13 protein-coding genes are annotated in these 12,699 nt (G+C 60.2%); 2 read left to right on the top strand and 11 right to left on the bottom strand.

All coding sequences use genetic code 11. From position 1 onward, the window contains the following. Positions 1-2: 2 nt before the first annotated feature. Complete coding sequence (locus VT03_RS15205; protein WP_156514523.1) at positions 3-545, bottom strand: hypothetical protein; 543 nt, start codon at positions 543-545, stop codon at positions 3-5. 82 nt (positions 546-627) lie between these two features. Beyond that, positions 628-1,155: a hypothetical protein gene (locus VT03_RS15200; RefSeq protein WP_075093759.1), complete on the bottom strand. Its 528-nt coding sequence runs from the start codon at positions 1,153-1,155 to the stop codon at positions 628-630. Positions 1,156-1,361: 206 nt separating this feature from the next. Between VT03_RS15200 and VT03_RS15195 the strand changes: the two genes are divergently transcribed. Beyond that, positions 1,362-2,261: a hypothetical protein gene (locus VT03_RS15195; protein WP_075093758.1), complete on the top strand. Its 900-nt coding sequence runs from the start codon at positions 1,362-1,364 to the stop codon at positions 2,259-2,261. 255 nt (positions 2,262-2,516) lie between these two features. After that, positions 2,517-4,040: a hypothetical protein gene (locus tag VT03_RS15190; protein ID WP_156514522.1), complete on the top strand. Its 1,524-nt coding sequence runs from the start codon at positions 2,517-2,519 to the stop codon at positions 4,038-4,040. A gap of 46 nt (positions 4,041-4,086) precedes the next feature. On the opposite strand, the gene VT03_RS15185 is transcribed toward VT03_RS15190, so the two are convergent. From VT03_RS15185 to VT03_RS15160, 9 genes are all read right to left on the bottom strand, one after another. After that, on the bottom strand, positions 4,087-5,577 hold the full coding sequence (locus VT03_RS15185; protein ID WP_075093756.1) for a recombinase family protein: 1,491 nt from the start codon (positions 5,575-5,577) through the stop codon (positions 4,087-4,089). Next, the gene (locus VT03_RS33530) at positions 5,574-5,780 is read right to left on the bottom strand and encodes a hypothetical protein (protein ID WP_156514521.1); all 207 of its coding nucleotides are present in this window, start codon (positions 5,778-5,780) and stop codon (positions 5,574-5,576) included. The genes VT03_RS15185 and VT03_RS33530 overlap by 4 nt, the downstream gene beginning before the upstream one ends. Beyond that, entirely contained in the window at positions 5,777-6,742 is a 966-nt protein-coding gene (locus VT03_RS15180; protein ID WP_075093755.1) for a hypothetical protein, read from the bottom strand. The genes VT03_RS33530 and VT03_RS15180 overlap by 4 nt, the downstream gene beginning before the upstream one ends. Positions 6,743-7,179: 437 nt before the next feature. Beyond that, positions 7,180-8,226, bottom strand: coding sequence for a hypothetical protein (locus VT03_RS15175; RefSeq protein WP_075093754.1), 1,047 nt, complete (start codon positions 8,224-8,226; stop codon positions 7,180-7,182). A 408-nt stretch (positions 8,227-8,634) separates the two neighbouring features. Continuing rightward, a complete protein-coding gene (locus tag VT03_RS33525; protein WP_156514520.1) occupies positions 8,635-9,321 on the bottom strand; it encodes a hypothetical protein in 687 nt (228 codons plus the stop codon). Positions 9,322-9,368: 47 nt separating this feature from the next. Then, entirely contained in the window at positions 9,369-9,932 is a 564-nt protein-coding gene (locus VT03_RS15170; protein ID WP_075093753.1) for a hypothetical protein, read from the bottom strand. Between the two features lie 108 nt (positions 9,933-10,040). Next, positions 10,041-10,622, bottom strand: a complete 582-nt coding sequence (locus VT03_RS33520; RefSeq protein WP_156514519.1) for a hypothetical protein — start codon at positions 10,620-10,622, stop codon at positions 10,041-10,043. Beyond that, the gene (locus VT03_RS15165) at positions 10,573-11,871 is read right to left on the bottom strand and encodes a glycosyltransferase (protein WP_075093752.1); all 1,299 of its coding nucleotides are present in this window, start codon (positions 11,869-11,871) and stop codon (positions 10,573-10,575) included. The genes VT03_RS33520 and VT03_RS15165 overlap by 50 nt, the downstream gene beginning before the upstream one ends. Continuing rightward, positions 11,861-12,232, bottom strand: coding sequence for an iron-sulfur cluster assembly scaffold protein (locus VT03_RS15160; RefSeq protein ID WP_197489343.1), 372 nt, complete (start codon positions 12,230-12,232; stop codon positions 11,861-11,863). Before VT03_RS15160 ends, VT03_RS15165 begins: the two co-directional genes overlap by 11 nt. Positions 12,233-12,699 lie beyond the last annotated feature (467 nt).

The raw sequence follows: 12,699 nt of genomic DNA, 5'->3' as shown, positions 1-12,699 counted from the left end.
GGCTACGACTCCTCCGACACGCTCGACGGTTGCCGCTCGCCATACTCGACCGACCACCGCCACCGCATCTGTGGTCCGGCATTGATAATGGTCTGGGCAATCTTCGCCGTGGGACCGGAGTGGTAGTCGTAGTCCTTCATGTGTCCGCGCGAGTCGACTTCGCCCACGCGGCAGAGGCACCAGTCGACGAGATCGGCATGCCGGGCGACCCGCAGTTCCGTATGGAAAGCCGCGAGCCGCTGACTGTCGATGAAGATCACCGAACCGATGTAGGACAACTGCAGCGGGGCCGTCTTCCTCATCTCGTAGCAGAACACACCGTCGAAGGGCCGCGGGCCGAACTCCGGGTGGATCTCGCAGACCACCTGGGGAACGAAGAACTCGAGGTCGCTTCCAACGGCGTAAAAGTCCGCCGGCTCGCCGCCAAAGCTGGCTCGACCGTTCTCGAAAACCAAAGGAGGCGGAGAAACGACATCCCCTGTACGCACCCCTTTCAACAGGCGGCGGACGCACTGGGCGAGAGCCACTTCGCGGAAGAGAGTCACGCTGCTCAGGATCGTCCGCCCCTTGGAAGTGATGTGGCTGCTCCAGACGGAACAGCTTCATGAGGCGGGCGATTCCCGGCGTTTACTCCACCGGCAGCCCCACCTTCTTGTACGCCTCAGCCTTCACATCCGGATCGGACAAGATCGTGATCGTGCCATCCTTCTCGTCGTAGGCATAAGTCTGCCACGGCTTGAGGCCTTTCAGCGGCACGTTGTGCATCTTGAGCATGCCGTTGAAGACCTCGAACGTCGGGTTCTTGTCGTCGTTCTGGACCTTCCAGAGGTCGATGTCGTGCTTGAGGGCGGTGATCGTGAACTGCGAGATCGCGGTGAAGTAGGCGCTCCCGGCCACGGTCACCGGATCGCCGACGACGATCTTGTTCTCCGCCTCCGTCAGCTTGGGGTTCTCGGCCATCGCCTTGTTCTTGTCGACCATCCGCCACGGGATGTCGGGAATCACCTTGGCCGGCTCGGCCGGCGGCATCGGCGCGGCGGGAGCGGCCGCCACCGGCTCGGGGGGCGGCGGAGGAGGGGGCGGGGGCGAGACGGGCTTTTCGCATCCCCAGGCGGCGAGGAACAGCAGGCAACACAGGGTGTTCAGTCGGGACACATGAAACTCGCGCTAAGAGAAAACCGGCGACAAGAAACCGCTACACTATACCGCCCTCAGCCACCGGTTGGGACTCGTCGACGACCGTGCCCCCTTCCGCGATGGAGCGGCGACTCGATCGCGGTCGTTCCGGATGCTCGCGCGACAGCAACCCTTCCTTCCGTCCCCTCGCACCCGTCCAGCCGCCTCGTCTGTCGCGAGTTCCCATGAGCCGTGAGACCCGGAAGCGCCGCAGTTCCTCTTCCACCACCCGTTCCCGCTCCGGCTCCCGGTCGGGGGGGAACAGCTGGCTCGGACTGGGAATTGTCGTCGCGATTGTGGTCATCGGCGGACTGGTGCAGTGGCTCCGGCAGCCGGGTCCGGTTTCCGCACCCCCGCCCGCTCCCGTCGTGATCCGGGCCGAAGGAACCCCCGCGGAAAAGCCCGAGCCGGCCGTTGTTCGTCCCCGGGCGACACCCCGCCGCTGGCCCGTCGCGCCCGGCGGCCCGCGTGAGAACCTGTTCGGCGACCATGAGGGGGAGACGATCATCCAGACCGTGGGCCCGGCCACCTTCCTCCTGCCGTACCGCCGACGCTATTCCGACCCCTGGATCCGGCTCTCGCAGCCGCGGGAGGTTCCCAATCCCAGCAACTACTCCGGGGACAAGCTGCTGGCGGTCGACTACGAAGTCGTCGATGCGGGGGACTCGCTGCAGCCACTGCAGTTCGTGGTCTACTCCTACAAGGACAGGGATGGGATCTCCCGCCCCGATGGGATCCTGCTCCCCAGCACGTCGCTCGACTTCCCGAGCGCGCTGGTTCAGGGAAAGCGTTCCGGCACCGCCCAGATCCGGATCCCGTTCCCGTCGAGTTCCTTCGGCGTGAAGAATACGTTTCCGATGAACGCCATCGAGGTCTACGTCGTGGCGACCGATTCGCGTTACCAGGTCACGCTCTCGACGACGGCGGAAGGAAACCGGCGTTCCGGTCCCGGCGACGCCCGGTTCAAGGTCTCCCGTTCGGCCTTCATCGGCAGCATCCTCAAGCCCCATCCCCCACGGGGCTGGCGCGACGATGAGTTCGAATTCCTGACCGGCCCGGGCGGAACGGTCACATTCCAGTTCTGAAAGCGGGCTGTTCTGTTCAGTGCGATGTCGTCTTCCGATGGGCACACCCGCTCGAAGAACGGCCAACAGCGGCCGCATCGGCGAAAAAGAAATCCGCAGCCCCCGGCAGCGGGCCGTCCGAAGCAGGGCACGCCAACGGCGTGCGAAATGCAAAAATCGTCAGGGATTCTTGAGGTCAGTGATACAGAAGCTGGCACTTCCTGCGAAGAATTGTATCCGAGTTTTGTATCAATTCGCGCTGGGGAACACGGGGAGATGGCACGAAAGAGATTCAAGCTGACGTGGCAGACTGGAGCGGCACGACGTGGGCGATGGAAGAAGATGTACAAGGGGCGGATCCTGTACTTCGATGGAGGGAATGGAAAGTCTGACGCGGAGGCCTACTCCAAGGCCTTGGCGGACTTTGAGCGTCAGAAGCTACTGATTGACGCTCACATGGCATTCGAAAAACCACATCGAGCGGAGTACGAACGAGCCATCGCGGAGTGGGAGCGAGTTCTTCTTGCCGCACGAACGGTGGAAGACCAATCGGCAGCGATTGTCGCTGCGGCAAAGATCGATGACCTCCATCGGCGAATGAACAGCCGGAAGCCACCGGGAGTCAGCAGGCGGACAGATTACCCAGTTCGTCGATTTGGGCTGCGGATTGGTCAGATCCAGGCACCGCTCGCCCAGTCCGATGTGGCCAAGGTTGCGCGCTCAACTGCAGTCGATCTCGTTGACGAACTGGGCGTTGCCGAGGATCGCGAAGAGGAACTGGAACGAATTGTCGAGAGGTACATCAGCAGTGTGATCTGGAAGGATCGCCTCGCCGCCGCCAGCGTCCAGCCCGCGCAAGAGACGCCTCCCGAGTCCACCTTGAAGGCATTCGTCGACAGATACGTCATCAAGCGGCGTGAGTCGGGGATCACTCCCACAGCTGCCGACAACATCCGCCGGCACTTGCAGTACATGCAGAGAAAGCTCGGCCCAGGCCTTGATACTTCGACAGTCGGGGGCAAGCATGTCGATGATCTCCATCAGGCGTTGCTGCAGGACTGCGAAGGAAAACGCTTCACGAAGACATATGCGGCGGACATCTTCAAGACGGCGAAGATGTTCATTCGCTGGCTCCACGAGACAGACGTTCTTACCCAGCTCCCGAAGAACTTGACGTCCCGGGCTCTGCGGATCACTCGGGAACCGCCCGTCATCAAAACCTACACTGTGGAACAGATCCGCGAACTGTTCGCAGCGGCTCCCGAGGACCTGAAGCTTTACATCCTCCTGGCCCTGAATTGCGGAATGACGCAGGTTGACATCAGCACGCTGAAGCCTGAGAGCGTCGATTGGGACGCCGGAACACTGACTCGCAAGCGAGGAAAGACCATCCACTTCGAGCGGGTTCCCACGGTCACGTACAAGCTGTGGGGCATCACGCTCAGCTTCTTGAAGAAGCTACGATCTGACGATCCGAACCATTTGCTGCTTTCCTCGAATGGGAAGACTCTTCGAGGCGAGGAACTCAGGAACGGCAAGCTCGTTCGACGGGATCCGATCCGCGTCGCCTTCGAACGCCTTCGGAAATCCCTCGGGCAAACCGGGGACTTCAAGAGCCTGAAGAAAACCAGCGCCTCACTTCTGCGAGACAACGCTGAGTTCAATGGCATCGAGGCAGTCTTCCTCGACCACGCGCCAAAGTCGATGTCGGATCGGCACTACACCACCGTTCCTACAACGTTGCTGACGAGAGGTCTGAAGTGGTTGGAGAGCCAATTCTTACTAGCGTTATCGGATTGACGCGTGCGGGACCGGAGATCGTCGCGCCCCGATCTGTCCCGCAAGTTCAAATCCTGTCACCCCGACTTGATGGAACGAGAAGCCCTTCGGCGAGAACGTCGAAGGGCTTTCTCATTTGCGGGCAAAGACTTCCGCTATCGAGGCGGCAGTTCAAACAGACGATTTCGAGAATTCGCCGCTTCGTCGCGTAGTCCGCTGTAAGCCACTTCTCAGACAGCGTTTGCGAAAGTTCAAACACTTTCACCGCCAAGTCGGCCAGTTCCGATCGCGACCGGTCGACGACCTCCAGCTGCAGTGTGATCGAAGCCAGTCGGTCGCGTAGCTCAGTCTGCTTCCGGGCGAACGTCTCTTGATCGATCTCCTCTGCGATCCGCATGTCGATGAGACGGCTCTGCTGAGTGATGAGGAGCGTTCGCTGGCGCTGGAGTTCAGAGTTCTGCGCTTGGCTCTCCTCCTGGGCGTCCTTGGACTGCGACCGCAGCACGGCGCGGAACCATTCGACGACCTCCGGATCCTGAATCTTCATCCGGCGGAAGAGCTCAAGGATCTGCCGGTCGAACTCGGCTTCGGGTACCCGCGTGCGGGGGTGACCTACGGCGGTGTATCGCGAGCAACGGTAGTAAACGTACTCCCGCGTGCCGTTCTTTGTCTGACGCGTCTTCCGCTCGCCCGTGATCGGGTGTCCGCAATGACCACACGTCATGAACTCGCCTGCGTAGGTCATCTCGTGGCTGTGATAGACGCAGCCGCGGACGATGGCCTGAACTCGATCCCAGGTTCCACGGTCGACGATTGGCTCCTGCTTCCCCGGATACCAATTGCCCCGGAACTCGACCTCTCCGATGTAGGCCCGGTCGCGGAGGATGTTGTGGACCGAGCCTTTGGCGAACGGCATCGCCGGCAGGCGGTAGACTCGGCCCTCCTCGGTCAGACGATCGATGAGCTTGTCGAGCGTCAGCGGCTCGTAGGCGTAGAGGTGGAACATCCGCCGGATGTTGTCGGCCGCGTGTGGATCGACCTCAACGACGCTGCGGCCGTCCTTGCGGACGTTCCGGTAACCGTACGGAGCTTTCCCGACGAACCAGCCTTCTTGCACCCGCCGGGCGAGTCCTTCCCGGACATCCACCGACTGCTGCTCGGTGTAGAAGCTGGCCATATTGGCCATCGTCCGCCGCATCATTCGGCCAGACGGAGTGTTCTCCGTCGGCTGGCTGACTGAGATGAACGGGACGTTGTACTCAGATTCGAGCCGTTCGAGCTCGACATAGTCGAACAGGTTCCGCGCCGCTCGGTCGACCTTGTAGAACAAGAGCCCGTCGAGGCCCGGGGCGTTCTGCTTCGCGTACCGGACCAACTCGCGAAACGCTTTCCGCTCATCGGTCTTGCTGGCTGTCTCAGCGATCTTGAAAAACCGGACGATCTCGCCTCCATGCTGAAGGGCGTACCGACGGAGCGCCTCCTCCTGGACCTCGAGCGAAAACCCCTCCCGTTCCTGTTCGCGACTGCTGACCCGTGCCAGTGCGACGAAACGCTTCATGCTCCAGACCCTTCACTGATGACCCGATTCAGTTCTGTTACACCCAGGATCATCGCCAGGGCGTCCTCCGGCTTCAACGGTTCGGCGTAGTACCGTTGCCAGACTCGCAGAGTGTGGGCAATGAGATCCGCAGTCACCCAGGAGGGAGCGCCCGCGGGCATCGGAACAGCAGCCGACGGAGAAGGCGAAGGCGTGGCGCTCATGTGCTGCACTCCTCCAGCAACAAGCGATACTCGTCAAAGAAATCGGCCCACTTCTCGGATGAGTCCATCACACCGTCGACGGCCTTCACGACATGCCTTACCAACTCGGCCCGGCGGGTGATCGGCACCCCCATCTGCTTGAAGCCGGAGACGAAGCATCCGAATCCTTGCTTGAAGACCCGAATAGGACTGATGAGTGACCGGTCGACGGGAATCAGCTCGCCGTCGATCTTGCCAAAGACCACTTCCCCGGCTGTGACCAGCGCTGTCCACAGGTCGTGCATCGCGGCCCGGGACTGGTTCTTGGAAGCCCGGTCGACTGGCCGATCCGTAATCCGGAACTTGTCTGTGCAGACGTGATGGAAGAGGTGGGAGGCTTTGACTCGCAAGTCCGCCGGCGAGTCGATTCCCTTCTCCAGCAGGAAAGCCCGGCTGCACTGGGCTTCCAGGCGAAGAGCATGTTCCGGTTCGACACCCCCGTATCGCCTCGTGATCAGTGTCTGGCGGTACAAGTCGTTGTACGAGTTCCGTTGCTCGTGGAGCTTGTCGTAGCAGATGAGACGCTGGGGACTCTTCCCGGCGGTGAATCCGGTTCTCCGGCCGGCCACCAGCTCGGTCTGTGGATGAACCGCCTTGAACCGTGTGATGAAGTGACCCGCTTCGACCAAATGCTGAAGTTCGGCGGCTGCGACATTGGTAACGTCGAGACAGAGATCGACGCGCGTCAAACGCTCTCGGAGAATCCTTCCGCTGAGCTGCTGAACCAGTTCGCGAACGAGGTCGTAACCCTGCCAGGCCCCCTTGAGGAGACAGGTTTCGCCCGTCATCCGAACGAACAGGTTGTCGGCCTGACGTTCCTCGGCGTTCCAATCGCCCAGGCCGATCGTGATCCCGGCGTAGGAGATCTGATAGGCGTAGTGAGTTCCCCGCTCTCCGCCGCGGTTGATTCCCAGCCGATGCACTCGGACATCGACGCATCCCAGCAATCGGACATACTCGTCTGGGACGCCGGTTTCCTGGCAACGGGCCTTGACCGCGTCGAGTTCCCGAATCAGGCGACTTCGGGTGATGGGATCGAAGGAGACTGAGAATGAGCCCTCAAACCAGTCCAATCCCCCGGAGACGAACGAGCCAAGACGACCGGCCAGAGGTACCAGCCCCGATGTCCCCTGACTACTCTGGGGGTAGGTGTTACTGGGGCTTCTACCAGCCGGATAGTCCCACAGGCTCGCCGCGACCGGCTCGCTCGCTCCTCGCTTGGACGCTCGTCGCTCCTCACCGGACGCGGCGACGTGGAAGCATTCCCCCGGCGTCGGGGTCTCGGACCTCGCTCTCTTCTTTTCGTTTGCCATCGTGGCGGGAGCGTGCCCTGCTCCCGCCACTTAGCCCGGGACAAGAATCAGCGGAAAATGTCCCAGCCTTCTGTCGATAGCTCGATCTCACTGTCCCGCACATGTTTGCGGAACGTCTCGTAGTTCTTCAGATCCACGGAGTCGTTCCCTCTTCCCCGTTCCTTGGCGATCAGATCGAAGAGGTTCCACAGGTCGACGGGATCGAGACACGCCTTGGAATCACCGACGATCTCGCACCAGCGTTGGGAGAGGGCGATCACTTTGGCGGCGAACTGTTCCTTGAACTTGGCTCGCCCGCTGGGCAGGTCGACAGACTCAGTCTGCGCGAGCCGGAACGCCTCCAACCTGGCCGGGTTATTCTCTCGGAGAAGTTCCCGGTAGAAGTGCTCGACCACCGGCAATTGGACAGCGAACGGATCGAGCCGGAGCAGTTCACAGGCAGCCGACAGCTCCCCCGCCGCTGCCAGCTCGTACAGCTTCGCCGGACACTTGCCGAGGAGCAGCATCGACGGAAGCCAAACTGTTACGAAGAACTGAGATTCGGCTCGGTCGAGATGCTCGAACCCACTGCCGTCGTCGGCGTCGATCTCGCGCAGCCCTTTCTGGAACTCGACCCGCAGGGGGAGCCCCCATGTCTCCAAGCTGGCGAGGTGCCGCGCTTTGTCTGTCATGAGGCGAAACAGGAACACCATGCGATTGAGAGCATTGAGTTGGTTCCAGCGATGGAGGAACCACCGGACGCCCACCTGCAGAGTGCGCAGTGAGCGAACTGACCGACCACACTTCCGGCGGACAAAGCGTCCGGCCCTGTTCGGGTTCAGGTAGAGGGACTCCCATTCGGAAGTCGTGAACGTGCGAAGCTGGTGGAAGTGCCCTTCACGCTGAATCTGGAAGAACTTGAAGTAGTCCTCCGCCATGTAGGCGAAGGCCTTCGCGAGCACGGTCACGATCTCAGGAACCCCCTTCTTCCAGACCCGCCGCTCCCAGTGCTCGATCGACTCGTCGACGATCTTTCGGGACGCTCGCTCTTGGAGCGGCTTGGCGACCGGATCGGTACCGATCCCTTGCAACTTCTTCGACGGCGATTTGCCCATCGGTGTAATCCTTTCACGTATGGCAGATGAAAAACCTCCTGCGCCATCGGTGGTCATTCGGAAAGCATGCCGCGTGCCGCGAGATAAAGCAGGACCCGGGGGCGACGTGTCCAGAAGCCCGCTCTTCCCGCAACAGAAGGCGGAACCAATGCTGAGAGGGAAATCTCTGCGTCGTTTGGACCGTCTCCGTCCGTCGCGTACAGGGAACCCCGGTTGCGAGCCCTATACGCGACGGACGGAGACGGCCAGACCCACGAGTGAAACAAACAGCTTTACCGGCACGTGCGGACGACTGCGCCGCCAACAGCTTCAGCAGAGAGGAGCCCTGCCGTTCGGGGCTGGAGGTGATTGGGATGAGATTGTTGCCCGCGCTTTCCTCGAAAACACGGAAAGGGGGGCAAGCGACAGTCAGGTTTGTCCGTTCGGACCAGTGATCCGTCGCAAAATACCACTCCAATGTGTCATCCGTTGATCGTGATTCGCCAAGTACCAGCACCAGTCCGGGCAACCGTTCGCCGCTTCTGCGGACATGTACCACGGGACGTGCCGGGCGGTGTATGGAGGTGCCGACCGGAGCGAGGGACCATATCCGCCCCAACCTGTGCCCCCTCGGTACAAAGCGGCGGTCGTGTCGATGTCAGCCTCGAACCAAAACTCATCCAACGGCTTGGACCAAAACTGTCTTTCGTGATTGACGACATGCTTCTTGAGAGGAAAGTCATCCGGCAGGTCATCGATTCGAAGTGAGAGCCCAGCCTTCTTGACATGGGGATACTTGGCGAACCCTTCCATCAGTCGAAGCAAGAAATCTTTGGGAACGTCTGAAAGATCCAGATCGGAGTCGGACTCGAAGTAAAAGCCGTTTCCAGGAAAACCTCCCCACCGCCAAAGCGCCTGGCTGCCCAAGTTTGAAAGAAACTCGACTCTCACGGGACAGGAAGCGTACCACTCCTTCAGTGGAGGATATGTCGATCCACAATCCAGGATGACGATCTCTCCAACGCAATCGCATTCTTTGAGCCGCTCCACCATGTCCTGAGGAGTCGTCAGCAGATCTCGGTTGGTGATGAAGCAGGGGATTGGTGCCGTCGCCATAGACTACAGCTCACAGTTGTCGGACAAGCGAACGACGAAAGTGCCGGTCAATCGGCGGTAATCTCGTATCCGATCATGCGGGCATACTCGACCAATTCCTCCCAAAGTTCTTGAGGAATTGCGGATCGTATTTTGCTACCGGAGAGTGACGGATGCGGGCGAGAATTGTAGTTCGTTGGCGGAAGCTCACGGACGGCCGATGGCACGATTTCCACGCCGGCTTTTCGAAGGAACTCCGGAAGCACGTCAGGCGCCATTTCAACTTGCACTCGAATGTCGGGCGACTGCGACTCGATCAGCTTGTTCCAGCCGAGATAGGACCGGCACGCTTGTTCAATCCGGCCGCCCGAAGATCCCAGAGCGATGAAGCGGCGCATGTAGCCGAAGACTTTCCGGTTTGGAAGCTCTGTAAAAACGGTCGAAGAAATCACTCGCAGTGGATCACGCACAACATGGATGACGTGGCGAAAGTCGAACTGAGCCCGAGCGGTTCCATCGGTAGAAAAGGGCACACCGTCGGTTGTCGCCGCGAACATCCAAGAGGAGATGCCATGCTCGTGCATTTCTTCGTGGCCGACATCAAGCCCAAGCGTTCCCAGAAGCCTGGCCATGTACCCTGTTCCCGATCGAGGATGCCCTATGATCAACAATTCTCGCTCGATTCTCGATCGCCTCATAAATGATGGGCCTGCGTCTCTCGTCGGAATCATCCCTCGGCCTCACGGGTCGACAGAGTTAAGATTCTTCACTATACGGTCGTCCAAAGGTTGCAATAGTGAATCGTTTGCGGCGACCAGAGTCTCACCATGGACTTGGTTCAGAATGCCCCGAGTCTCTTCGTCAAAATTCGGGGTGAACGATGCCCCTTGCAAGTCATGCCCCTGCGCCTCGCAGCGGTCGTACCATGTCGGATCCCGTGGTCCGGCCATGAATGCCTGGCCGTGGTAACTCTGTGTGCTTCCCCAGCGAAACACGTACGACGGCGTCGAGAGTTTGCAGGGGTCTACGGTTTGCCCAAGCGAATCGAGACGCTTCAGAAACTGGATGTCAAAATCCCCGCGACGAGTGATCGGCCAACCACCTGCCAATTCAAACGCGGCTCGGGTAAAGGCAATCGATCCGTGGAATCGCCCCGACGCCGGCTCTTCACGCAGCGAACCGGTATACAGGCTTCGGACGCGCGAGGGTTTCGAAAGACTCGCCGTAGACAAGGCCCGCACATGCGAGGAAACATGCCACGGCAGGTAGATATCATCGTCCTCCCAGACGACGAGAATCTCTCCGCGCGCCAGACCGGCCAAGGTGTTGAATTTTTCCGGGAGCGAGCGGAAGCGGCGTTTGAGGGCGACAATCGCCCATCCTTCGCCGGAGCTGTCCGGTAGTTGGTCTGCGTCGTCCAAAATCAGCAGTTCGCGGCAAGCGGACGGGTAGTCTTGGGCAAGAAAGCAGGCAACGGCATTCTGCAGCAGCCTCGGCCGACGGTACGTGGGGCACAGACATGAAACAAAGGGGAGAGGCATAGATTCCTTGCGGCCAAAGAGACTCAAGCATCGAGAAAAACTCGGACCAGCCTAACTTCGCTTGCTCCATTCCCCATTGCTCTTCCAGCCAAGTCCGCGCTCGCTCCGCCATCTGGCGGCGCTCCGCCCGCTCGAATGCGGCTCGCGAGGCGTAGTAAGCGAACTCTCGCTCATTGCCGCAGAGGAACCCCGTCTGGCCGTGGAGAACTTCCTCCCGCCATCCGCCGCGGTCGTCGACGATCAGGACGCAGCCGCTCGCCATCGCCTCGAAGCCGACGCGGGGAAGGTTTTCGTAGGTCTCGGCCATCTGGATGACGCAGTGTGCCATCCGGTACACCTCCTGAGCCGGTGCACCGCCAGCGGGAATCCCTTTGATCCAGTTCGGTTCTTTGCCGATTTTCTCCCGGATCCGGTCGTTGATCCCCAGGATCACCCCTTCTTTGAGGACGGGAGCGACCATCGTTTCATATACCCACATCTGAGACGGGTGGAACTTGCCGGGGTCGTCCCGGGAGACGCGGGCAAACCGGAAGCGGTCGTCGGGGCGGTCCGCGTGGTAGGGAAAATCGTCCAGGTGGAAGTAGGGGCGGACCTTCTGCCAGCGGAACCTCTCGTTGATCCCCTTCAGGTCGTTCTGGACCTTCTCGCGGGCGTGGTCGGTCTGGTAGAGGAAACAGTCAATCAGCCCTTTGCGGTGGGCTTCCTTCTCGGCGTCGAACAGCCAGGTCATGCAGTTGACGAATGTCGTCGATTTCGCGAACCGGCGGATCGTTTCCAGGTGCTTGAGAAACTCGCCGTTGCAGTACGAAATGACGTGCATTCCGCGACACGCCCCCCAGTCGCAGGGGGCATGGATCACGCAGCCACGGTCCTCCATCTTCATGGAACGGAGGTTGTCGTCGACTGGCCCCGTATGGATGAGATGGACCTTGACGTCCAACGCCTGCCAGGCGCGGATCTGGTGGTCCAGTTCTGTATCCGCTCCCCCGACGCGGGACGGAAATCCAATGACGCAAATCTCACTGAGCATCGTTTGAAGTCGATCCTTCGCGAAGGGAAGCCAGTAAGGAGAGGAGGGCACGGTGAGCCAGCAGAGCGCAGTTTCTCCGGACAGGAGAGAGGGGAATGCCGATCTCCTGTATCACCCGCTGTTCATCGAGCTTCTGCAAATCGAAAACGGCCTGCCCCTGAATCATCTCGCAAAGCATCGATGCGCTCGCTTGGCTGACAACGCAGCCCCGGCCCTCGAAATGTGCAGCAGAAACCATTCCATCCGGATCGATCCTCAACTGGAGATGCACTTCATCGCCACACACCGGGTTCCATTCCCACGACGAATGGGTCGCGGTGGGGAGCGGCCCATGATGAAATGGAGAGCGGGCGTGGTCCAACAACCGTTGATCCGGACGTCGGTCTCCGCGTTAGTTGGCGAATCAGACGCCATGCTGTCAGTCGAGGCCTGTGAACGGATACGAGGGAGGAAACCACCCAACTAACCCCGGTGGCAGAAAAAGAGCGACGACAGTTCTTGATCGGTTCGCATGCTGATCACGCTCCCTTCAGAAAGGGTATCATCCATCGCCGTACTTTTCATGATGCCTTCGGGACGCGTCGCTCACGCCCGCTGAAATTGCATCGGTTTGCCAAATCCTTTGCGTCTCATTTCCGATAAATTTCCCTTACGGCCCTCTGGAGCATTACCAGCGTCTTCCGCCTCGGCCACTCGGCCGACCGATGACATGCCCTCACAATGACGCGTACCCGACAAGATCGCTGGCGATTCACTGTCACATGCCAACATGCACGTACCATTTTAACCATTGTTGCCATGTATGATTTTTAATTGCCCAGAGCGGGT

The organism is Planctomyces sp. SH-PL14 (assembly GCF_001610835.1).
Classification (GTDB): domain Bacteria; phylum Planctomycetota; class Planctomycetia; order Planctomycetales; family Planctomycetaceae; genus Planctomyces_A.
Note: the sequence above shows the minus strand (reverse complement) of the source record. Positions and strands in the feature narration are given on the sequence as shown.